This window comes from Achromobacter animicus, from assembly GCF_902859585.1.
Taxonomy (GTDB): Bacteria; Pseudomonadota; Gammaproteobacteria; order Burkholderiales; family Burkholderiaceae_B; genus Achromobacter; species Achromobacter animicus.
The window spans coordinates 18,884-39,232 of sequence record NZ_CADIJM010000010.1; the positions used below are offsets into that span (position 1 = coordinate 18,884).

A 20,349-nucleotide genomic window follows, 5' to 3' on the forward strand; every position below is an offset into this window, starting at 1 on the left:
AGTCGCCCTCCCATTCACCGTCGAGCCGACCTCCAAGGCCCGGATATCTGACGCGTCATGCAATGGAAATATCGCCACCCATGGCGCCAACATGGACAATCCAAACCGATTAGCCATGATTTTGGAAAGATGTTTTCAGGTAATAAGGGTTTATCCCAGGGTTGTTTAGGCACAGAATGCCTCTCATCGGGACACAGCAAGCGAGCCCCAGGCAGTCAGGCCTGGGGCTCGAATCCCAAGCTCACAAGACTCGGAGGTCTGCCATGAAAACCCTTGCTACCGCACTGATGCTGTCCATGTCCGTTCTGGCTGCCGGCGCTCAAGCCGCCGAAGCCGACCAAGCCCCCACCCGCGCTCAGGTTCAAGCCGAGCTGCAACAAGCCAAGGTTTCGGGCCAATACACGTTCGGCGAAGAAGGCTACCCCGCCCCCATCGCTCAACACTCCAGCCTGACCTCGCAGCAAGTTCAAGCCGATCTGGCCCAGGCCAAGAACGCCGGCCAAGTCACCTTCGGCAACATGGACTACCCGCCCGTCGCCGCCTCGGCCTCCGCCACGTCGCTGAGCCGCGCCCAAGTCGAATCGCAACTGGCACAAGCCAAGACCGAAGGCCTGGTGACCTTCGGCAACCTGGACTATCCCCCCCACCTGGGCAGCTGATCCACGGGCCACGCCGGCCGTGAATCGCTACCAGGCAGCCCTCTGGCCACAAGCCAGAGGGCTTTTTCTTTGACGCTTCGACCACTTCAACGGTCATATCGACGTGACTTGAAGCCGATTCGACGGTTTAGCCGCTACAAATCGACAGCACTCCCGCATAGGATGGGGCCACTTCCCTTCCCTCTCATTGCAGGAGCCGCACCATGTCCACGCACACCAAGCCCATCGTTCTGCTGGGCGCCGGAAAAATCGGTTTTGCGATCGCGCTGATGCTGGAACGCAGCGGCGATTATTCCGTCCTCGTCGCGGACCAGGACGCCAGCAGGCTGGCCGTGCTTGCCGAACTGGGCTGCGAGACGCGCCAGGTCAGCGACGATGCCGGCGTGGCCCGCTGCATCGAAGGCGCCTACGCGGTGGTCAATGCGTTGCCCTTTCATCGCGCGATTGCGGTGGCGGGCTTGTGCGCCAAGGCCGGCGTACATTATTTCGACCTGACCGAAGACGTGGCCAGCACGCACGCGATCCAGGCGCTGGCCCATGACACCGGCGGCGTGCTGATGCCGCAATGCGGTCTGGCGCCCGGCTTCATCGGCATCGTCGGCAACGCGCTGGCGCGCCGCTTCGACACCTTGCTCGATCTGCGCATGCGCGTCGGCGCACTGCCGCGCTATCCGTCCAACAGCCTGCGCTACAACCTGACTTGGAGCACCGAAGGGCTGATCAACGAATACTGCAATCCGTGCGAGGCGATCGTGGACGGCCAACTGTCCAGCGTGCCCGCACTGGAAGGCTACGAAACCTTTGCGCTGGACGGCGTGGAGTACGAAGCCTTCAACACCTCCGGCGGCCTGGGCACCTTGCCCGCGACGCTGCTGGGCCGCGCGCGCAACGTCGATTACAAGTCAGTGCGCTATCCCGGCCATTGCAACATCATGAAGCTGCTGCTCAATGACCTGCGCCTGCGCGACCGCCGCGACCTGCTCAAGGACATCTTCGAATCGGCCATCCCCACTACCGAACAGGACGTAATCGTGATCCAGGCATCGGCGTCCGGCTACCGCCACGGCCGTCTGGAAGAAGAGTCGTATCCGATTCGTGTCTTCGGCGCGGAAGTCGACGGCCACCGCCTGAGCGCAATCCAGTTGTCCACGGCCGCAGGCATTTGCGCGGCCCTAGATCTGGTGGCGCACGGCGTTCTGCCGCAGCAGGGCTTCGTGGGGCAAGAGGCGATTGGCCTTGAGGCATTGCTCAACAACCGATTCGGCCGCATTTACGCGGGCAAACCGCTGGCGCTGGCCGGGTGCGCGGTGGCCGATCGCTGAGGCCGTCATCACCGCCGTCATCACAGCCGGCATCGTCGCTGCCAGCGCGCGGCGCTACGTCCAGCCTTCCAGACGCAGCGTCGCGCGCACCAGGCGCTGCTCTTCCTGCTCGATATCCGACAGGCTCTGGCGCACGCTGTCCACATGATCGGCCGCGGCTTTGCGCGCCTGCTCTGGCTGGCGCCCGATCACCGCATTGAACAGCCGCGTGTGCTGGCGGTCGATCTGGCGCTTCTCGGGCTCGCGGTGGTACAGGTTGTTCACGCACGCGAACACCGATCCCAGCAGCAGATCCGTCAGCGATTGCAGCGTATGCACCAGCACAGGGTTGTGCGAGGCCTCGCAGATCGCCAGATGAAAGGCGTGGTCCAGATGCGCGTGGGTGGCGGTGTCAGTGGCGACGCCCTGCGCGGACACCATCTCGTCATACCGGCGCCGGATCATGATGAAATCCGCTTCGGTCCCGCGGATGGCTGCCAGCCGCGCCGATTCGGCCTCCAGCAGCGACCGCACTTCAAGCAGGTCATACAGCGTGCGCGGCTGCGAATTGAACAGGTGCATCAGCGGCCCGGCGTCCACGTTCGAGATGCGCGCGACGAACGAGCCCTTGCCCTGCGCCGTGTGAATGATCTCGCGGGCGCGCAGCAGCTTCAGGCCCTCGCGTAACGCCGTGCGCGATACGCCCAGCTTTTCGGTCAGGCGCCGCTCGGACGGCAGGGCCTGGCCCGCCTTGAGGACGCCGTCCAGAATCAGACGCTCGATCCGTTCGGCGACTTCATCGGCCACCTGACGGGGCTTTTCTTCAGTTTCCGCGTGCATGCATTCTCCGCGACCAGTGGTATGACCATGCGCCGTCGGCGCTCTCGCGGATCGGCCTTGCCTTGGTAAGTGGCTGATATCAAACCATAAAAATTGATGATCCGCCCGGGGTGCACCGCACAAACTGGTATGACCAGCGGGTTTCCGTATGGACATCGGCGCGGTCGCGGACGATGATGTCAGCACCCCTCACCCGGCGCGCCGCGCCGGTCAGCCTGACTCAACGCCAGAGAACCGCATGACTCAACGCATCCAGCACCACGGCCTGCAAGTGGCGGCCAATCTCAGTCAATTCATTGAACAGGAAGCGCTGCCCGGTTCCGGCCTGGAGGCCGACGACTTCTGGCAAGGCTTCGCGGCCCTGGTGCACGATCTGGCGCCGAAGAACCGGGCCTTGCTCGCCGAACGCGATCGCCTGCAGGCAGAACTCGATGCCTGGCATCGCGCCCATCCCGGTCCCATCACGGATCCCGCCGCCTACCGCAAGTTCCTCGAAGGCATCGGCTACCTGCTGCCGCAGCCTGCCACCGTGCGCGCCACCACCGACAACGTGGACACCGAGATCTCGCAGCAGGCCGGCCCGCAGCTCGTCGTGCCGATGTCCAATCCGCGTTATGCGCTGAACGCCGCCAACGCGCGCTGGGGCAGCCTGTACGACGCCCTCTACGGCACCGACGCCATCCCTGCCACGCCCGGCGACACGGGCCGCGGCTACAACCCGGAACGTGGCGCCGCCGTCATCGCCCGCGCGCGCAGCTTCCTGGACACCGCGGCGCCGCTCGCGCAGGGCTCGCATGCGGATGCCAGGGGCTACACGGTCGAAGGCGGCCAGCTTCGCGTGGCGCTTGCCACCGGCGCGACCGGACTGAAGACGGGCACGCAATTCGTCGGCTACCAAGGCGACGCGTCCGCTCCCACGGCGATCCTGCTCAAGAACAACGGCCTGCATTTCGAAATCCAGATCGACCGCGCCAGCACCATCGGCGCCACCGATGCGGCGGGTGTGAAAGACGTGGTGGTCGAAGCCGCGCTCACCACGATCATGGACTGCGAAGACTCGGTCGCGGCCGTCGACGGCGACGACAAGGTGCAGATCTACCGCAACTGGCTGGGCCTGATGAAGGGCGACCTGACCGAGGACGTCACCAAGGGCGGCAAGACCTTCACCCGCAAGCTCAACGCCGACCGCAACTACACGCGGCCGGACGGCTCGGCGCTGACGCTGCATGGCCGCTCGCTCATGTTCGTGCGCAACGTGGGTCACCTGATGACCAACCCGGCCGTGCTGGATCGCGAAGGCCAGGAAATCCCCGAAGGCATTCTCGACGCCGTCGTCACCAGCCTGGCCGCGGTGCAGGACCGCAAGCACAAGCTCAATTCGCGCACGGGCTCCGTCTACATCGTGAAGCCCAAGATGCACGGCCCCGCCGAAGCCGCATTCGCCAGCGAACTCTTCGACCGCGTCGAAGACCTGATCCGCGTGCCGCGCAACACGCTGAAGATGGGCATCATGGACGAAGAGCGCCGCACCAGCGTCAACCTCAAGGCCTGCATCGAAGCTGCCGCCTCACGCGTCGCCTTCATCAACACCGGCTTTCTGGACCGCACCGGCGATGAGATGCACTCCGGCATGGAAGCCGGTCCCATGCTGCGCAAGGGCGACATGAAGTCCAGCGCGTGGATCACCGCTTACGAACGCAACAACGTGCTGGTGGGCCTGGACGCCGGCCTGCGCGGCCGCGCCCAGATCGGCAAGGGCATGTGGGCCATGCCCGACCTGATGGCCGCCATGCTCGAACAAAAGATCGCGCATCCCAAGGCCGGCGCCAATACCGCCTGGGTGCCTTCGCCCACCGCTGCCACGCTGCATGCGCTGCATTACCACCAGGTCGACGTGCAAGCGGTCCAGCAGGAACTCGAACGCACGAAGCTGGACAGCGTGCGCGACGACCTGCTCAATGGCCTGCTCACGGTGCCGGTCGGCGATCCCACCAAATGGTCCGCTGCCGACATCCAGCAGGAACTGGACAACAACGTGCAAGGCATTCTCGGTTACGTGGTGCGGTGGATCGACCAGGGCGTGGGCTGCTCGAAGGTGCCCGATATCCACAACGTGGGGCTGATGGAAGACCGCGCCACGCTGCGCATTTCCAGCCAGCACATCGCCAACTGGCTGCGTCACGGCATCACGAACCGCGATCAGGTCACCGAGACCTTCAAACGCATGGCCAAGGTCGTCGACGGCCAGAACGCGGGCGACCCGCTCTACCAGCCGATGGCCGGCAACTTCGACACCTCGCTGGCATTCAAGGCCGCGTGCGCCCTGGTGTTCGAAGGCCTGACCCAGCCCAACGGCTACACCGAGCCGCTGCTGCACAAGTACCGCCTGGAGTACAAGGCGGCGCGCGCCTGATTTAGCGCCCCGCTTGACCAAAGCCGGACGGCAATGCCGTCCGGTTTTTTTTCGGGTCTGAATTTGCATCTGGGCGGGGGGTGTCTTGCTGCCTCATCCCTCCCCGATTAAAAACCCCTTGTTTTTCGCACGATCGTGCTAAATTTCGGCCATGACAGCAAAAACCGAGAAAAGCGAACTCACCTTCGCGGCCATCGTGAACACGGCGCTCGACATGGCCGCCGCGCAAGGCATGGAAAGCCTCTCGCTGGGCCAGGTCGCCAAACGGCTCGGCATCAGCAAGAGCGGCGTCTTCTCGCGCGTCGGCTCGCTCGAAGCCCTGCAGCAGGCGGTGCTGGACGAATACGACAGGCGCTTCGTTGAAGCGGTCTTCACGCCGGCCATGGCCTATCCGCGCGGCTTGCCGCGCCTGAACGCGCTGGTGTCGTTGTGGATCGACCGCGCCAGCAATGTCGAAACGCTGACCGGCTGCATCTACGTGGCCGGCGCGTTTGAATATGACGATGTCGACTCGCCGCTGCGCTCCGTGCTGGAACACAACCTGAAGCGCTGGCGCGCCGCGATGGTGCGCACGGTGAACCAGGCGCTCGAAGCCGGCCACTTGCGCCCCGACACGGACCCGCAACAGCTCGTGTTCGAGGTCTACAGCCTGATGATCGGCCTGATGCACGACGCCCGGTTCCTACGTGACCCGAAGGCGCACGAGCGCGTGAAGGCCGGCTACGAGCGTCTTATCTCCACGTATCGCAGCTTCAAGTACATCGAGTAATCCCCCCGAGCCGGCGTTGTGCCGGCTTTACTTTCGCTTAATTTCGCACGACCGTGCGAATATTGACAGGAGCAGGCCATGTGGATTCTTATTCCGTTAGGCGCGTTAGGCGTATCGTCCATCCTTTGGCGCCAATGGCGCTTGCTGTTGCGCCAGTTGCCCGACCGCGCCGAACACCTCGTGCTGTTCTAAGACCCCGCCCCCCCCACCATGCCGCGCACCATTCACCTGCTGATCGTCGACCCGCAAAACGATTTCTGCGACTTGCCCGAGTCGTACCGGCCCCTCGACCCGCTGACCGGCCTGGCGGTTGCGCCCGCGCTGCCCATCGCAGGCGCCCACGCAGACATGCAGCGGCTGGCGCGGTTCATCGACGCCACGGCCCCCGTGCTCTCCTCGATCACGGTCACGCTGGATTCGCATCATCGTCTGGACATTGCGCACCCCACGTTCTGGCGCGCGGGCAATGGCGACCCGGTCGCGCCCTTCACGCCGATCACGGCGGCGCAATTGCGCGCCGGCGAATTCGTGCCGCGCCATGACGACGACCTGCCGCGCACGCTCAACTACCTGGATGAACTCGAAGCGCGGGGCCGCTACACGCTGATGGCGTGGCCGGTGCATTGCGAGATCGGCACGTGGGGTCATAACGTGCATCCCGACGTGCGCGCCGCGTATGGTCGTTGGGAAGAAGAGCGCCAGTTCATTGTGCGCAAGGTGCCCAAGGGCGCCAATCCCTGGACCGAACACTACAGCGCGCTGATGGCCGAGGTGCCAGACGCCGACGATCCGCGCAGCCAGCTCAACCGCGGCTTGCTGGACTCGCTGGACCGCGCCGATCTGATCCTGATCGCGGGTGAGGCCGGCAGCCACTGCGTCAAGGCCACCGTCGAACACCTGGCCGAGCACCTGCCCGGTGGCAACCTGTCGCGCATCGTGCTGCTGACGGACTGCATGAGTCCCGTCGCGGGCTTTGCGAACGCACAGTCGAGCTTTCTGCAACGCATGCGGGATCTCGGCGTGCAGGAACGCACCAGCACCGACATGGCGCGCGCGCTGGCGTAAGACGGCGACGCGCAGTCGGCGCGCCCAAACACAACGGCCGCCTGCGTCAGCAAGGCGGCCGTGAAAGGGTGAACAGCGAAGTCAGCGCGTGGCGTTCAGGCGCCGTGGCCCGTCTTGCCTTCGCATTCAACGTAAAGCGCGCTGATCGCTTCGCACAACGCGGGCGGCTGTTGGAACAGGCGCGATACCAGCAGACAGCCCTGGATCGTCGCGAACACCGCCCGCCCCGCTGCTTCGGGCGTGCCGGAAAACTTCAGCGTACCCTGCGCCGCGCCTTCGGCCAGCACGCGGGCCAGCCACGCTTCGTGCGCGCGGAAGAACCCCTGCAGCGCGCCGCGGACCCGTTCCGACAAACTCATCACGTCGGCGGCCAACATGCCGCCCAGACAGAGCTCACCGGAACCGCAGGCGGCGGATTCCATCATCGACAGATATTTTTCAAGCTGCGCCTGCGCCGGCTGCGCGGTGTCGATCCCGCGCACCGCGCCAAGTGCGCGCGTGCTGTAGGCCTCGACCGCTTCGTACAGCAGGTCGTCCTTGCCTGGAAAGTAGTAATGGATGCTGGACGTCTTGACGCCCACATGCTCAGCCAGGTCGCGGTAGCTGAAGCCGTTGCATCCGCGCATGCGGATCAGCTTCTCGGCGTGCGCCAGAAGCAGTTCGCGAGTGGTATTGGAAGTCGGGGTATCCATGGCGGCATATTACCTACTAATAGATCGGTTCGTCATTGGGAGGGTCCCTGATCGGCAGTTGCCGAGCGGGCCATTCCATGTCACCGACCGTGCCAGCGGACTCCGGCCGGGACAAGAATCCCGCCCCCGGGGTCCGCTTTGATTGCCATCTGCTTCAGCCTTGCACGGGCGGGTAGTCGAGTTCACCGCCGTCGGTCAGGCCTTGGGCGCGGGCGGCTGCCAGTTCCTGCTTGACCTGAGCGCGCGTCTTGTCGCCAGCGTGGGCAAAGGCGGTGGCGGCGTAGCCTTCTTCACCGGACACCAGTTCGCCATTGGCGCGGGCGGCTGCCAGTTCTTGCTGCACCTGAGCGCGGGTCACCGTGCTTTGGGTGTTCAGTTCGGGCGGATAGTCCAGTTCGCCGGCTTGGGCAGCGCCGATGAAGGAAGCGGAAAGAATCAGGGCAGAAATGAGGGTCTTCATGAGAAATCTCCAGAATGGTTGAGTTGCTGCAGTTGCTGCGAGGTTGTCGGTTAAGGCTATCTATCTATAGATAGAGGCGTGGTCGAAAAAATCAGCCTTGAACGGGCGGGTAGTCCAGTTCGCCGCCGTCGGTCAGGCCTTGAGCGCGGGCAGCAGCCAGTTCTTGCTTGACCTGAGCGCGCGTCTTGTCGCTGGTGAAAGGGATCGGGGCAGCGGCGTAGCCTTCTTCACCGAATGCCAGTTCACCGTTGACGCGGGCGGCGGCCAGTTCTTGCTGCACTTGAGCGCGGGTCACCGTGCTTTGGGTGTTCAGCTCGGGCGGATAGTCCAGTTCGCCAGCTTGGGCAGCGCCGATAAAGGAAGCGGAAAGGATCAGGGCGGAAACGAGGGTCTTCATGAGAAATCTCCAGTCAGTTCGGTTTGAAATGCAGTGTTGCGTTGTGGGGTTGAAGCTATCTATCTATAGATAGAGGTTTGGTCGAAAAAATCAGCCTTGAACGGGCGGGTAGTCCAGTTCGCCACCGTCGGTCAGACCTTGAGCGCGGGCGGCAGCCAGTTCTTGCTTGACCTGAGCGCGGGTCTTGTCGCTGGTGAAGGCGATCGGGGCGGCGGCGTAGGCTTCTTCACCGAATGCCAGTTCACCGTTGACGCGGGCGGCGGCCAATTCTTGCTGCACTTGAGCGCGGGTCACCGTGCTTTGGGTGTTCAGTTCGGGCGGATAGTCCAGTTCGCCAGCTTGGGCAGCGCCGATGAAGGAAGCGGAAAGAATCAGGGCGGATACGAGGGTCTTCATGGTCAATCTCCAGGTTTAGATGCAGTATGCGTTTCAGTTAGCTATCTACTTGTAGGTAGATGTCGAGGGAAATAAAAAGGCGGTCCTACTGTATTTCTGATTTCGGCGCCGGGCGGTTTGTTGTTTGCGCTGCGTCGATGGGATGAATCTTACCTACTACTAGATAGACGACACAAGCCGGTAAAGTGAAACAATTTATGTCGCGACGCAGGCCAACCACAACGGATTCGCCGTGATGGCCTGAATCAGTGCAGTGCGGCGGCTCCCGCTGGCGTGGCCAACGGGACCGCCGTCGCCGGCAATCAGGCCGACAGCGCCCGCATCACGGCGTACAGATCGGACTTGCCCTCAAAGCCGATGCCCGGCAGGTCCGGCATCGTGACGTAGCCGGCCTCCACCTTCACCCCGTCCGGAAAGCCGCCAAAGGGCTGGAACAGATCCGGGTAGCTCTCATTACCGCCCAGACCCAGACCCGCCGCGATGTTCAGCGACATCTGATGCCCGCCATGCGGCACGCAGCGGCTCGCGGACCAGCCATGCTGACGCAGCATCGCGAGCGTGCGCAGGTACTCCACCAACCCATAGCTGAGCGCGCAATCGAACTGCAGATAATCGCGGTCGGCGCGCATGCCGCCATAGCGGATCAGGTTGCGCGCATCCTGCATCGAGAAGAGGTTTTCGCCCGTGGCCATGGGCTTGTCGTAGTAGTTGCGCAGCGTCGCCTGCAGTTCGAAATCCAGCGGATCGCCCGCTTCCTCGTACCAGAAGAGGTCGTACTGGGACAGCGCCTTGGCGTAGGCAATCGCCGTGTCCAGGTCGAACCGCCCGTTCGCATCCACAGCCAGCTTCTGGCCGTCCTGCAGCACGCTCAGCACCGAGTCGATCCGGCGAAGGTCCTCGTCCAGCGACGCGCCGCCAATCTTCTTTTTCACGACCGTATAGCCGCGATCGAGATAGCTGCGCATTTCGTCCTTGAGCGCGGCGTGGTCCTGCCCTGGGTGGTAGTAGCCGCCGGCCGCGTACACAAACACCCGCCGGTCCGGCTGGCCATTGCCGTAGCGTTCGGCCAGCAACTGGAAAAGCGGCTTGCCTTCGATTTTTGCGACCGCATCCCACACGGCCATGTCGATGGTGCCGATCGCCACCGACCGCTCACCGTGACCGCCGGGCTTCTCGTTCTTGAACATCGCGTCCCAGACCTTGTGCGGATCCAGGTTGCGCCCCGTGGCGTCCACCAGCGTATCCGGGTCCGCTTCCAGCACGCGCGGGATGAAGCGCTCGCGCATGAGCTTGCCCTGTCCATAACGGCCATTCGAATTGAAGCCGTACCCGACCACCGGCTTACCGTCGCGGATCACGTCGGTGATCACGGCGACCAGGCTCAGCGTCATCTTGCTGAAGTCGATGTAGGCGTTGCGGATGGGCGAGCTGATGGGCAGGGTCTGCTCGCGGATGTCGACGATTCTCATGGCTTGTCTCCGGTTGGGTCGCATCGGGAATCGATAGATTAGTGGCGCATCCCTGCCCTAGAATTCACCCAAGTTCATTTGATTATTTACTTTCAGTGAAAGCCGACCTAGCCTCCGAGCTGCAGTTCTTCGTGCTGATCGCCCGGCTGGGCAGCCTGTCCGCGGCGGCGCGGCAACTGGATCTGACGCCCCCGGCGGCCACCAAGCGACTGGCCCTGATGGAAAAGCGCCTTGGCGTGCGGCTGGTCAACCGCACCACGCGCAGCATCAGCCTGACCAACGAAGGCGAGACCTACCTGGCCTATGCGACCCGGATCCTGGCGGACCTGCGCGAGATGGAAGACGTGGTGTCCAGCAGCAGCGCCCAGCCGCGCGGCCTGATCCGCGTCAACGCCACGCTGGGATTCGGCCGCACGACCATCGCGCCGCTGGTCTCCGACTTTGCGAAGCGCTACCCGCAGGTGCAGGTTGAACTGGAGGTCACGGACCGGCCCGTCGATCTGGTGGAAGGCGCATTCGATCTGGCCATCCGCTTCGGCGAACTGCCCGACAAGCGCCTCGCCGCCCGCCGCATCATGACCAACCGCCGCTTTCTGTGCGCGTCGCCCCGCTACCTGAAGGCGCACGGCACGCCGGCAACGCTGGCCGACCTGGCGCATCACCAGTGCATTCTTCACCGGCAAAACGACGAGGCGCACGGCGTCTGGCGGTTTACACACAAAGGCCGCGTCGAAGTGGTGAAGGTGGAAGGCGGGCTATCCAGCAATGACGGCGACATCGTGCTGGGCTGGGCCCTGGACGGCCACGGCATCCTCATCCGGTCGGAATGGGATCTGGCCAAATATCTGGAAAGCGGCAGGCTGCGGGTGGTGCTGCCCGACTTCGCGCTGCCGTCGGCGGACCTGTTCGTCTACTACCCGCAACGCCGCAACCAGACGGCTCGCACGCGGGCGTTTATCGATTTTCTGATTGAGGCATTTCAGCCAGGTCCTGCAAAGGAAATCGCTGGCGCGGACCGTCCCTAGCCCTTGAGGCGCGGCTGCGTCGCCCCGTGATCCCCAAAAGCAAAACCCCGGCCTTCCATTGAAAGCCGGGGTCTTGAACATACCTAACGCGGGGCGACGCTTAGAACGGAATATCGTCGTCCATGTCCGCCAGGTTGGCGCCGCTGCTGGCCGGGGCCGCTGCGGGAGCCGGGCGCTGCTGGGGCGCCGGGCGTTGGGCCGGGGCGGCGCGCTGCTGGCGCGGCGCGTCGTCGTAGCCGCCGCCACCGTAGTTGCCGCCACCGCCGCCGCCGCCGTCTTCGCGGCCGCCCAGCATTTGCATCTGGTCAGCGACGACTTCGGTGCTGTAGCGGTCGGCGCCGGTGTCCTTGTCTTGCCACTTGCGCGTCTTGAGGCGGCCTTCGATGTAGACCGAGCGGCCCTTCTTCAGATATTCGCCGGCGATTTCAGCCAGGCGGTTGTACATGACGACGCGGTGCCATTCCGTTTCTTCGCGCTTTTCGCCGCTGGCCTTGTCCTTCCAGGACGAGGTCGTGGCGATCGACATGTTGCAGATTGCCGCCCCGTCGGGGCTGTAGCGGACTTCCGGGTCGCGACCCAGATTGCCCACGAGTATGACTTTGTTAACCGATGCCATGCCGATGTCCCTCTGTTGTTGACAGCCTGCGACTTGCGTTGCCGCGAGCGCGCCGGCAACAACATAAAAAAGCGATGTTGAAGACCGGCTTCATGAAACTCGCCGGTCATCGAAGCGATGACCGGCGATGCCCAGGTGAAGCCTGTGTTGATGCGTATTATCGACGAAAGCGCCCGCCGCGCCAAACGGGATCGGTGACAAATCGGTCACCGCAGGCAAACCATTTCGGCGCTGTTGGACGCCGTTCGGGGCCAGATCCGCGACTTTCCAAAGCCTGCGGGAAAGCCCGCAACGGTCAGGCCAGGGGCCGCAGCGCCCAGGTGACCGCCAGCCACACGGCCGACAGGATTGCCGCGCCGAGGAACACGGCGCTGGCGCCCGAATGCCCCGCCAGCCAGCCGCCCAGCGCGCCCCCGGCGAACAGGCCCGCGGCCTGCGCGGTGTTGTAGAAGCCCAGCGCCAATCCCTTGTAGGCCTGCGGCGCCACGCGCGAGACCAGCGACGGTTGCAGCGCCTCCAGCACATTGAAGACGACGAAGAATCCGGTCAGCGCGATGGCCAGCGTGTAAAAGCCGTGGCTGGCCGCCGGCAGCAGCGCACAAACGAGCACCAGGCCGGCCACCGACGCGCGCAGCGCGCCGCGGTGCGCCCGGCGCTTTTCGGCCACGAAGACCACCGGCACCATCAGCACGAACGACACCAGGATGACCGGCAGGTAGACCTTCCACAGGTCGCGCGCGTCCAGTCCGCCGACCTTGGCCAGCAGCGCCGGCACCACGACAAACAGCGACACCTGAATCAGATGCAGGACAAAGACGCCAAAATTCAGCCGCAGCAGGTCGCGATGGGTCAGGACCTCGCGCGGCTTGGCCGCCTGCATCGTGCGGGCCTGCGTGCGAGGCACCACCGGCACCACGAACCGCGCCACGGCCAGGCAGACGACGCCCAGGCAGGCGATGGTCCAGAACAGGCCCGACAGCCCCCACCAGCCCACCAGCACCGGCGACAGCACCAGCGACACAGCGAATGACAATCCGATCGATGCGCCCACCATCGCCATGGCGCGCGTGCGCACCTCGTCGCGGGTGGCGTCGGCCAGCCAGGCGGTGACCGCGGCGGAAATGGCGCCGGCGCCCTGGATGGCGCGGCCTATGGTGATCCAGAAGACGTCCGTCGCCTGCGCACAAACGATGCTGCCGGCGATAAACAGCAACAACCCGAAGATCACCACCGGACGGCGCCCCCAGCGGTCGGACGCCAGACCGAAGGGAATCTGCATGAACGCCTGGGTCAGGCCGTACATGCCTAGCGCCAGCCCCACGCGGGCAGGATCGTCGCCGCCCGGCATGCCGCTTGCGGCAACGGCAAAAACGGGCAGCAACAGGAACAGCCCCAGCATCCGCGCGGCGAACAGGCCGGCCAGGGCCACGCTGGCGCGGCGCTCGGAGGGGGTCAATTTCAGTTTTTTATCTGCCGGCATGCGGAAATTTCAACGATGACTAGGGCGGCGCGCATGCTTCTCATGTCATACGCTCACGGTCTGATGCTTGCGGTGCGGCGCCGGCCTCAGGCCAGTCCAACCGGATGAACGGCCTTGAACGCGAGAGGATTCGGCGCGCTATAGTACCAAGTTGGCCTTTGAAATCGCTTAAATGCGCCCAAAGGGTGCGCGGGATCAAAGGCGTCATCGACGACGCAACTGGACGTTACCCATACCGACGTGACCATACGCATCCGGGGTGCTCGCACCCACAATCTCAAGAACGTCTCGCTGGACCTGCCGCGCCACAAGCTGGTGGTCGTCACTGGCCTGTCCGGGTCCGGCAAATCCTCGCTGGCATTCGACACGCTGTACGCGGAAGGCCAGCGGCGCTACGTGGAAAGCCTTTCGGCCTACGCCCGCCAGTTCCTGCAACTGATGGACAAGCCGGATGTGGATCTCATCGAGGGCCTGTCTCCGGCCATCTCGATCGAACAGAAGGCCGCGGGACACAACCCGCGCTCCACGGTCGGCACCATCACCGAAATCCACGACTACCTGCGCCTGCTCTACGCGCGGGTCGGCACGCCCTACTGCCCCGACCACGGCCTGCCGCTGCAGGCCCAGAGCGTCAGCCAGATGGTGGACGCGGTGTTGGGTTGGACGCCCGAGACGCGGCTGGCGGTGCTGGCGCCCATTGCGCGCGGCAAGAAAGGTAGCTTCGAGGACGAATGCGCCAGCCTGCAGGCGCAGGGCTACGTGCGCCTGCGCATTGACGGCCAATTGGTGGAAATCGACGGCATGGCGCCGCTGAAGAAGACCGAGAAGCACGATATCGACGTCGTCATCGACCGCCTGCGCATCAAGCCCGAAAGCAAGCAGCGCCTGGCCGAAAGCTTCGAGACGGCGCTGCAACTCGCCGAAGGCCGTGCCCTGGCGCTGGACATGGACAGCGAGCGCGAACAGGTCTTCTCCAGCCGCTACGCCTGCCCGGTGTGCAGCCACAGCCTGCCCGAACTCGAACCGCGCCTGTTCAGCTTCAACAACCCGATGGGCGCCTGCCCCAGTTGCGACGGCATCGGACAGGTCGGCTTCTTTGATCCCAAGCGGGTCGTCGCCTTTCCGGAACTCAGCCTGGCCGCCGGCGCGATCCGCGGCTGGGATCGCCGCAATGCCTTCACGCACTCGCTGCTGACCAGCCTGGCCGCGCATTACGAATTCGACATCGAAGCGCCCTTCGAAGACCTGCCCGAAGCGTTGCGCGACAAGGTCCTGTACGGATCCGGCGAGGAAGAAATCTCGTTTCTGTACTTGAACGAAAAAGGCCGCAGCACCGTCAAGCGCCACACCTTCGAGGGCGTCATCCCGAATCTGGAGCGCCGCTGGCGCGAAACGGACTCGGCGACGGTGCGCGAGGAACTGGGCAAGTACCGCAACATCAAGACCTGCCCGGACTGCGCCGGCTCGCGCCTGCGCCCCGAAGCGCGCAATGTGCTGATCGGCCATGACCCGCGCGGTGGCGAACGCCACGGCCAGGCCATCTATGAAGTCGAGGCCATGCCGCTGTCCAGCTGCCTGGACTGGTTCCGCAACCTGAACCTGACGGGCGCCAAGCAGGAGATCGCGCAGCGCATCGTGCGCGAGATCGAGGCCCGGTTGAGCTTCCTGAACAACGTCGGCCTGAACTACCTGTCGCTGGACCGCAGCGCGGACACGATCTCCGGCGGCGAGGCGCAGCGCATCCGGCTGGCCAGCCAGATCGGCTCGGGCCTGACGGGCGTGATGTACGTGCTGGACGAGCCCTCCATCGGCCTGCACCAGCGCGACAACGACCGCCTGATCGGCACGCTGCAGCACCTGCGCGATCTCGGCAACAGCGTCATTGTGGTCGAGCATGACGAGGACATGATCCGCATGGCCGACTGGGTCGTGGACATGGGACCGGGCGCGGGCGAGCACGGCGGCGAAGTCGTCGCTCAGGGCGATCCCGAGACCGTGCAGCGCGATCCCAATTCGCTGACCGGCCAATACCTGAGCGGCGCGCGCGCCATCGCCATCCCGAAGCGCCGCCCTGTCGACGACGAACTGCCGTGGCTGACGCTCACCGGCGCCACCGGCAACAACCTCAAGAACGTCGACCTGCACGTGCCCGCCGGCCGCCTCGTCTGCGTGACCGGCGTGTCCGGTTCGGGCAAGTCCACGCTCATCAACGACACGCTGGCGGTGGCCGTATCGCGCCAGCTGCATCACGCGCAGAGCGAGCCCGCCCCCTACGTGTCGATGCAGGGGCTGGAGAACTTCGACAAGATCATCAGCGTGGATCAAAGCCCCATCGGGCGCACGCCGCGCAGCAATCCCGCCACGTACACGGGGCTGTTCACGCCGATCCGCGAACTCTTCGCCGGCGTGCCGGAAGCGCGCACGCGCGGCTATGACCCGGGGCGGTTCAGTTTCAACGTGAAGGGCGGCCGCTGCGAAGCCTGCCAGGGCGACGGCGTGGTCAAGGTCGAGATGCACTTTCTGCCCGACATGTACGTGCCCTGCGACGTCTGTCACGGCAAGCGCTACAACCGCGAGACGCTCGAAATCCGCTACCGCGGCCGCAACATCAGCGAAGTGCTGGACCTGACGGTGGAGCAGGCGCTCGAATATTTCGAATCGGTGCCCGCCATCTCGCGCAAGCTGCATACGCTGATCGACGTGGGTCTGTCGTACATCCGCCTGGGGCAAAGCGCGACCACGCTGTCCGGCGGCGAGGCGCAGCGCGTGAAGCTTTCGCAGGAGCTGTCGCGCCGCAGCACCGGGCGCACGCTGTACATCCTGGACGAGCCGACGACCGGCCTGCATTTCCGCGACATCGAACTGCTGCTTCAGGTGCTCAATCAGTTGGTGGACGCCGGCAACACGGTGCTCATCATCGAGCACAACCTGGACGTCATCAAGACGGCCGACTGGCTTATCGACATGGGTCCTGAAGGCGGCGACGGCGGCGGCAGGGTCGTGGCGCAAGGCACGCCGGAAATCGTGGCAGCAACGCAGGCCAGCCACACCGGCCAGTATCTGGGCAAGCTTTTGCGCCGCAGGCCGGGCGACTGAACACCCCCACTCCATCCAATGGGAAAGCCAGCATGTACACCCTGATCATCGGCAACAAGAACTACTCGTCCTGGTCCATGCGTCCGTGGATCGCGCTGCGCGCCGCGGGCATTGCGTTCACGGAGCAGAAGGTCGGCCTGTTCACCGAGGAATTTTCCAAGCGTGTCGCGGCGGTGTCGCCCGCCGGCCTGGTGCCCGTGCTGCTGGATGGCGATTTCGCCGTGTGGGATTCGCTGGCCATCTGCGAGTACGCCGCCGAGCGTCATCCGGAGGCCGCCTTGTGGCCGAAAGATGCCAAGGCCCGCGCCCGCGCGCGTTCGCTGGCCGCGCAGATGCATAGCGGTTTCGGCGCGCTGCGCCAAGCCATGCCGATGAATGTCGAAGCCGATTTGCCGGGCATCGACTTCCCCGAAGCGGCGCTCGCGGACGTCGCGCGCGTGCAGGCCATCTGGCAGGAAACGCGTGTGCAGTTCGGCCAGGGCGGCCCGTTTCTTTTTGGCGGGTTTTCCATTGCCGACGCCTTCTTTGCGCCGGTGGTCTCGCGTTTCAAGACCTACAACATCGCCGCGGCAGGTCCGGTGCGCGAGTACATGGACGCTGTCCTGGCGCTGCCGGCTATGCAGGAATGGACGCGGGACGCGCTGGCCGAAGCGACCTTCGTCGAGGCCGACGAGCCCTACCGCAAGCACCGCTGACAGCTGAACCCTACGCCATGTCGAACAGCCGCTTGTGTTCGCGGATGGCGTAGCGGTCGGTCATGCCGGCGATATAGTCCGAGATGGCGCGCGCCTGTTCGTTGAACTGCGCGCGGCGGTAATCGGGCGGCAGCAGACGCGGATCATCCAGGAACACCGCAAACAGCTCGCGCACGATGCGCCGCGCCTTGCGCGTCATGCGCAGCACGCGATAGTGGCGGTACAGATTGTCGAACAGGAATTTCTTCAGCGTGTCGGCTTCGCGGCGGATCTCGTCGGAAAACCCCGCCAGCGGCGGCGAGCGGCGCACGTCGTCCGCGCTGGCCGGCGCCGCGTCGCGGATGCGCGCCAGCGACGTGTGGGTCAGGTCGACGATCAGCGTGTTGATCATGCGGCGTATCGTTTCAGCGACTGCGCGCCGCGGCGCCAGACCGGGATAGCGGTCCACCACGTACGCATGGTGGCGCTCGAAGATCGACACTTCCTTCAACTGATCCAGCGTGATGAGCCCGGACCGCAGGCCGTCGTCCACGTCGTGGTTGTTATAGGCGATCTCGTCAGCCAGGTTGGCAAGCTGCGCCTCCAGCGACGGCTGCGTGCGGTTCAGAAACCGTTCGCCGACATCTCCCAGCACCCGTGCGTGGGCCACGGAGCAATGCTTGAGAATGCCCTCGCGCGTCTCGAAACACAGGTTCAAGCCATTGAAGTCGGCATAGCGCTCTTCAAGCTCATCCACCACCCGCAGGCTTTGCAGGTTGTGTTCAAAGCCCCCCGCCTCCGGCGCCAGTTCGCGCATGCAGGCGTTCAGCTCGTCCTGGCCGGCATGGCCGAACGGCGTGTGCCCCAGGTCGTGGGCCAGAGAAATGGCTTCGGTCAGGTCTTCGGACAGCCCCATGCTGCGCGCCAGCGTGCGCGCGATCTGCGCCACTTCCAGGCTGTGCGTGAGGCGTGTGCGGAACAGGTCGCCCTCGTGATTGACGAAGACCTGCGTCTTGTATTCCAGCCGCCGGAAGGCGCTGGAATGGACGATGCGATCCCGGTCGCGCTGGAATTCCGTGCGGTTCTCGGGTGGCGGCTCGGCATGCGCCCGGCCGCGCGATCGGGACGGGTGAGAAGCATAGGAAGCCAGTTCATTCATCTGCAACACCGTCCTTCACTACGTTTACTGGGTGGTTCGTGCCAGCACGGCGCGCACCGCGTCGTCGGGGGCCGGCCGCATCAGGGCTTCACCGATGCGTGTCATGAGCACGTAGCGGATCGAGCCGCCTTCGGTCTTCTTGTCCACCTGCATCAGGTCCAACCAGCGGTCGGCGCCCAGGTCCGGCGCGACGGTCGGGCAGCCGATGGCCTGGACCAGCGCGCGAACGCGTTCGACGTCGGCGGGATCAAAGCCGGCCACATCGGCCGACAGCTCAGCCGCCTGCACCATGCCGCAGCCCACGGCCTCGCCGTGCAGCCAGGCGCCGTAGCCCAGGCCCGATTCGATGGCATGGCCGAACGTATGACCCAGGTTCAGGATGGCGCGCAGCCCGGATTCCCGCTCGTCCTTGCCCACCACCTGCGCCTTCAGCTCGCACGAGCGGCGGATGGCATACGTGACGGCCTCGGGGTCCAGCGCGCGCAGTTTTTGCGCATTGTCCTCGCACCAGCGCCAGAATTCCGGATCCAGGATGAGGCCGTACTTGATGACCTCGGCCAGGCCCGCCGAGACCTCGCGCGCCGGCAGTGTGCCCAGCACGTCGGTATCGATCTCGACCGCGATCGGCTGGTAGAAGGCGCCGATCATGTTCTTGCCCAGCGGGTGGTTCACGGCCGTCTTGCCGCCCACCGAGGAGTCGACCTGCGCCAGCAGCGTGGTGGGCACCTGCAGGAAACGCACGCCGCGCATGTACACGGCCGCGGCAAAACCCGTCATGTCGCCGATGACGCCGCCGCCCAGCGCCACCAGGACGCAGCGCCGGTCCAGGCGATTGCCCAGCAGCGCGTCGAAGATCAGGTTGAGCGACTGCCAGTCCTTATAGGCCTCGCCGTCGGGGAGTTCGATGCGCAGCACCCGCTTGCCCGTGCGCGCCAGCGCGGCTTCGGCGCGTTCGGCATACAGGGCCGCCACGGTCGGATTGGTGACCACCGCAATCGCGGTGGCGTCCGCGGGAATGCATTGATCCAGCGAGTCCAGACGGCCCGGTCCGATGTGAATCGGATAGCTTCCGCCCGGGGTTTCAACGTCAACAACGTTCATATGCGCTTCTCGAATGCTTGTAATTGCGGCAGCAGCGCCTTGACCAGGGTGTGGATGGGCATTGACCCCGTTTCCACCACCAGGTCGGCGACTTCCTTGTATAGGGGCTCGCGCCGGGTCATCAGGTCGCGAAGGGTGCCGCGCGGGTCGGCGGTGGCCAGGAGGGGCCGGTTGCGGTCGCGGCAGGTCCGGCGGAACAATTCGTCCACACTGGCGCGCAGATAGACGACGATGCCGCGCTCGTGCAGAAGCTGCCGGTTCCCGGCGTCCAGGATGGCGCCGCCCCCCGTTGCAAGAATTATGTTGCGCCGTTGGGTACACTCTTCCAAGGCGGCGGACTCTCGGCGACGAAAACCGGCTTCGCCCTCGATTTCGAAGATTACCGGCACCCGCACGCCGCAACGCGCCTCGAGCTCATGATCCAGATCCATAAAGTCGCGCCCCAGCGCGCGCGCCAGGCTACGGCCTATGGTTGTCTTGCCCGCGCCCATCATTCCGACCAAAAATACCGGCAGGTCGTGCGGCAACGACGCGGTCTTGCCCGTGCACTCGACGGCGCAGGGCTGGCTTTCAGGCGCGGCGTCGGCGCGCGCCGGGTCCGGGGCTGCCTCCGGACATGAGTTAGCGGCAAAGTTCATGGCGGCATTATCACATTTGCCGCAGTTGCCCGCGCACCACACTGACCTATTTTGTTACAGAAACCGATCCGCCACGATGAGGCGGGACCGGAGATACCC

Annotated in this window: 19 protein-coding genes; 8 read left to right on the forward strand and 11 right to left on the reverse strand. The window is 64.8% G+C overall.

What is annotated here, in order from left to right:
* Positions 1-263: 263 nt before the first annotated feature.
* Both HV681_RS20375 and HV681_RS20380 read left to right on the forward strand, forming a co-directional pair.
* Positions 264-659, forward strand: a complete 396-nt coding sequence (locus HV681_RS20375) for a DUF4148 domain-containing protein (RefSeq protein WP_175124752.1) — start codon at positions 264-266, stop codon at positions 657-659.
* Between the two features lie 203 nt (positions 660-862).
* The gene (locus HV681_RS20380; RefSeq protein ID WP_175124753.1) at positions 863-1,981 is read left to right on the forward strand and encodes a saccharopine dehydrogenase family protein; all 1,119 of its coding nucleotides are present in this window, start codon (positions 863-865) and stop codon (positions 1,979-1,981) included.
* A 54-nt stretch (positions 1,982-2,035) separates the two neighbouring features.
* Here HV681_RS20380 and glcC read toward each other — a convergent pair whose 3' ends face one another.
* Positions 2,036-2,800: a transcriptional regulator GlcC gene (gene glcC / locus HV681_RS20385; protein ID WP_175124754.1), complete on the reverse strand. Its 765-nt coding sequence runs from the start codon at positions 2,798-2,800 to the stop codon at positions 2,036-2,038.
* Positions 2,801-3,038: 238 nt separating this feature from the next.
* On the opposite strand from glcC, the gene HV681_RS20390 reads away from it, so the two are divergent.
* The 3 genes from HV681_RS20390 to HV681_RS20400 all read left to right on the forward strand — a co-directional run bounded on the left by HV681_RS20390 (position 3,039) and on the right by HV681_RS20400 (position 7,047).
* Positions 3,039-5,213, forward strand: a complete 2,175-nt coding sequence (locus HV681_RS20390; RefSeq protein ID WP_175124755.1) for a malate synthase G — start codon at positions 3,039-3,041, stop codon at positions 5,211-5,213.
* Positions 5,214-5,364: 151 nt separating this feature from the next.
* Positions 5,365-5,982 carry a TetR/AcrR family transcriptional regulator gene (locus HV681_RS20395; protein ID WP_056327123.1) on the forward strand — a complete coding sequence of 206 codons (618 nt, stop codon included), beginning with the start codon at positions 5,365-5,367 and terminating at the stop codon, positions 5,980-5,982.
* A 210-nt stretch (positions 5,983-6,192) separates the two neighbouring features.
* Positions 6,193-7,047, forward strand: coding sequence for a cysteine hydrolase family protein (locus tag HV681_RS20400; protein WP_175124756.1), 855 nt, complete (start codon positions 6,193-6,195; stop codon positions 7,045-7,047).
* Between the two features lie 95 nt (positions 7,048-7,142).
* Here HV681_RS20400 and HV681_RS20405 read toward each other — a convergent pair whose 3' ends face one another.
* The 5 genes from HV681_RS20405 to HV681_RS20425 all read right to left on the reverse strand — a co-directional run bounded on the left by HV681_RS20405 (position 7,143) and on the right by HV681_RS20425 (position 10,461).
* Positions 7,143-7,739 carry a TetR/AcrR family transcriptional regulator gene (locus HV681_RS20405; RefSeq protein ID WP_175124757.1) on the reverse strand — a complete coding sequence of 199 codons (597 nt, stop codon included), beginning with the start codon at positions 7,737-7,739 and terminating at the stop codon, positions 7,143-7,145.
* Positions 7,740-7,893: 154 nt separating this feature from the next.
* Positions 7,894-8,199: a DUF4148 domain-containing protein gene (locus HV681_RS20410; RefSeq protein ID WP_175124758.1), complete on the reverse strand. Its 306-nt coding sequence runs from the start codon at positions 8,197-8,199 to the stop codon at positions 7,894-7,896.
* 91 nt (positions 8,200-8,290) lie between these two features.
* Entirely contained in the window at positions 8,291-8,596 is a 306-nt protein-coding gene (locus HV681_RS20415) for a DUF4148 domain-containing protein (protein ID WP_175124759.1), read from the reverse strand.
* 90 nt (positions 8,597-8,686) lie between these two features.
* On the reverse strand, positions 8,687-8,992 hold the full coding sequence (locus HV681_RS20420) for a DUF4148 domain-containing protein (RefSeq protein ID WP_175124760.1): 306 nt from the start codon (positions 8,990-8,992) through the stop codon (positions 8,687-8,689).
* A 302-nt stretch (positions 8,993-9,294) separates the two neighbouring features.
* On the reverse strand, positions 9,295-10,461 hold the full coding sequence (locus HV681_RS20425) for a mandelate racemase/muconate lactonizing enzyme family protein (RefSeq protein ID WP_175124761.1): 1,167 nt from the start codon (positions 10,459-10,461) through the stop codon (positions 9,295-9,297).
* Positions 10,462-10,556: 95 nt separating this feature from the next.
* On the opposite strand from HV681_RS20425, the gene HV681_RS20430 reads away from it, so the two are divergent.
* Complete coding sequence (locus HV681_RS20430; protein ID WP_175124762.1) at positions 10,557-11,486, forward strand: LysR family transcriptional regulator; 930 nt, start codon at positions 10,557-10,559, stop codon at positions 11,484-11,486.
* Between the two features lie 100 nt (positions 11,487-11,586).
* Here HV681_RS20430 and ssb read toward each other — a convergent pair whose 3' ends face one another.
* On the reverse strand, positions 11,587-12,102 hold the full coding sequence (gene ssb, locus HV681_RS20435) for a single-stranded DNA-binding protein (RefSeq protein ID WP_175124763.1): 516 nt from the start codon (positions 12,100-12,102) through the stop codon (positions 11,587-11,589).
* Between the two features lie 295 nt (positions 12,103-12,397).
* Entirely contained in the window at positions 12,398-13,582 is a 1,185-nt protein-coding gene (locus tag HV681_RS20440; RefSeq protein WP_175124764.1) for an MFS transporter, read from the reverse strand.
* Positions 13,583-13,822: 240 nt separating this feature from the next.
* Between HV681_RS20440 and uvrA the strand changes: the two genes are divergently transcribed.
* The gene (uvrA, locus tag HV681_RS20445; RefSeq protein WP_175124765.1) at positions 13,823-16,678 is read left to right on the forward strand and encodes an excinuclease ABC subunit UvrA; all 2,856 of its coding nucleotides are present in this window, start codon (positions 13,823-13,825) and stop codon (positions 16,676-16,678) included.
* 32 nt (positions 16,679-16,710) lie between these two features.
* Complete coding sequence (locus HV681_RS20450; protein ID WP_175124766.1) at positions 16,711-17,373, forward strand: glutathione S-transferase family protein; 663 nt, start codon at positions 16,711-16,713, stop codon at positions 17,371-17,373.
* Positions 17,374-17,383: 10 nt separating this feature from the next.
* Here HV681_RS20450 and HV681_RS20455 read toward each other — a convergent pair whose 3' ends face one another.
* The 3 genes from HV681_RS20455 to HV681_RS20465 are packed head-to-tail and all read right to left on the reverse strand — an operon-like array spanning position 17,384 to position 20,250.
* Positions 17,384-18,511: a deoxyguanosinetriphosphate triphosphohydrolase gene (locus tag HV681_RS20455; RefSeq protein ID WP_175124767.1), complete on the reverse strand. Its 1,128-nt coding sequence runs from the start codon at positions 18,509-18,511 to the stop codon at positions 17,384-17,386.
* Positions 18,512-18,535: 24 nt separating this feature from the next.
* Positions 18,536-19,612: a 3-dehydroquinate synthase gene (aroB, locus tag HV681_RS20460; RefSeq protein ID WP_175124768.1), complete on the reverse strand. Its 1,077-nt coding sequence runs from the start codon at positions 19,610-19,612 to the stop codon at positions 18,536-18,538.
* Positions 19,609-20,250, reverse strand: a complete 642-nt coding sequence (locus tag HV681_RS20465; protein WP_175124769.1) for a shikimate kinase — start codon at positions 20,248-20,250, stop codon at positions 19,609-19,611. Before HV681_RS20465 ends, aroB begins: the two co-directional genes overlap by 4 nt.
* Positions 20,251-20,349: the final 99 nt, after the last annotated feature.

Excerpts from the sequence above, each read along its gene's own strand:
- HV681_RS20375 (WP_175124752.1), top strand. The coding sequence starts at position 264 with ATGAAAACCCTTGCTACCGCACTGATGCTGTCCATGTCCGTTCTGGCT.
- HV681_RS20380 (WP_175124753.1), top strand. The coding sequence starts at position 863 with ATGTCCACGCACACCAAGCCCATCGTTCTGCTGGGCGCCGGAAAAATC.
- glcC (WP_175124754.1), bottom strand. The coding sequence starts at position 2,800 with ATGCACGCGGAAACTGAAGAAAAGCCCCGTCAGGTGGCCGATGAAGTC.
- HV681_RS20390 (WP_175124755.1), top strand. The coding sequence starts at position 3,039 with ATGACTCAACGCATCCAGCACCACGGCCTGCAAGTGGCGGCCAATCTC.
- HV681_RS20395 (WP_056327123.1), top strand. The coding sequence starts at position 5,365 with ATGACAGCAAAAACCGAGAAAAGCGAACTCACCTTCGCGGCCATCGTG.
- HV681_RS20400 (WP_175124756.1), top strand. The coding sequence starts at position 6,193 with ATGCCGCGCACCATTCACCTGCTGATCGTCGACCCGCAAAACGATTTC.
- HV681_RS20405 (WP_175124757.1), bottom strand. The coding sequence starts at position 7,739 with ATGGATACCCCGACTTCCAATACCACTCGCGAACTGCTTCTGGCGCAC.
- HV681_RS20410 (WP_175124758.1), bottom strand. The coding sequence starts at position 8,199 with ATGAAGACCCTCATTTCTGCCCTGATTCTTTCCGCTTCCTTCATCGGC.
- HV681_RS20415 (WP_175124759.1), bottom strand. The coding sequence starts at position 8,596 with ATGAAGACCCTCGTTTCCGCCCTGATCCTTTCCGCTTCCTTTATCGGC.
- HV681_RS20420 (WP_175124760.1), bottom strand. The coding sequence starts at position 8,992 with ATGAAGACCCTCGTATCCGCCCTGATTCTTTCCGCTTCCTTCATCGGC.
- HV681_RS20425 (WP_175124761.1), bottom strand. The coding sequence starts at position 10,461 with ATGAGAATCGTCGACATCCGCGAGCAGACCCTGCCCATCAGCTCGCCC.
- ssb (WP_175124763.1), bottom strand. The coding sequence starts at position 12,102 with ATGGCATCGGTTAACAAAGTCATACTCGTGGGCAATCTGGGTCGCGAC.
- HV681_RS20440 (WP_175124764.1), bottom strand. The coding sequence starts at position 13,582 with ATGCCGGCAGATAAAAAACTGAAATTGACCCCCTCCGAGCGCCGCGCC.
- HV681_RS20450 (WP_175124766.1), top strand. The coding sequence starts at position 16,711 with ATGTACACCCTGATCATCGGCAACAAGAACTACTCGTCCTGGTCCATG.
- HV681_RS20455 (WP_175124767.1), bottom strand. The coding sequence starts at position 18,511 with ATGAATGAACTGGCTTCCTATGCTTCTCACCCGTCCCGATCGCGCGGC.
- aroB (WP_175124768.1), bottom strand. The coding sequence starts at position 19,612 with ATGAACGTTGTTGACGTTGAAACCCCGGGCGGAAGCTATCCGATTCAC.
- HV681_RS20465 (WP_175124769.1), bottom strand. The coding sequence starts at position 20,250 with ATGAACTTTGCCGCTAACTCATGTCCGGAGGCAGCCCCGGACCCGGCG.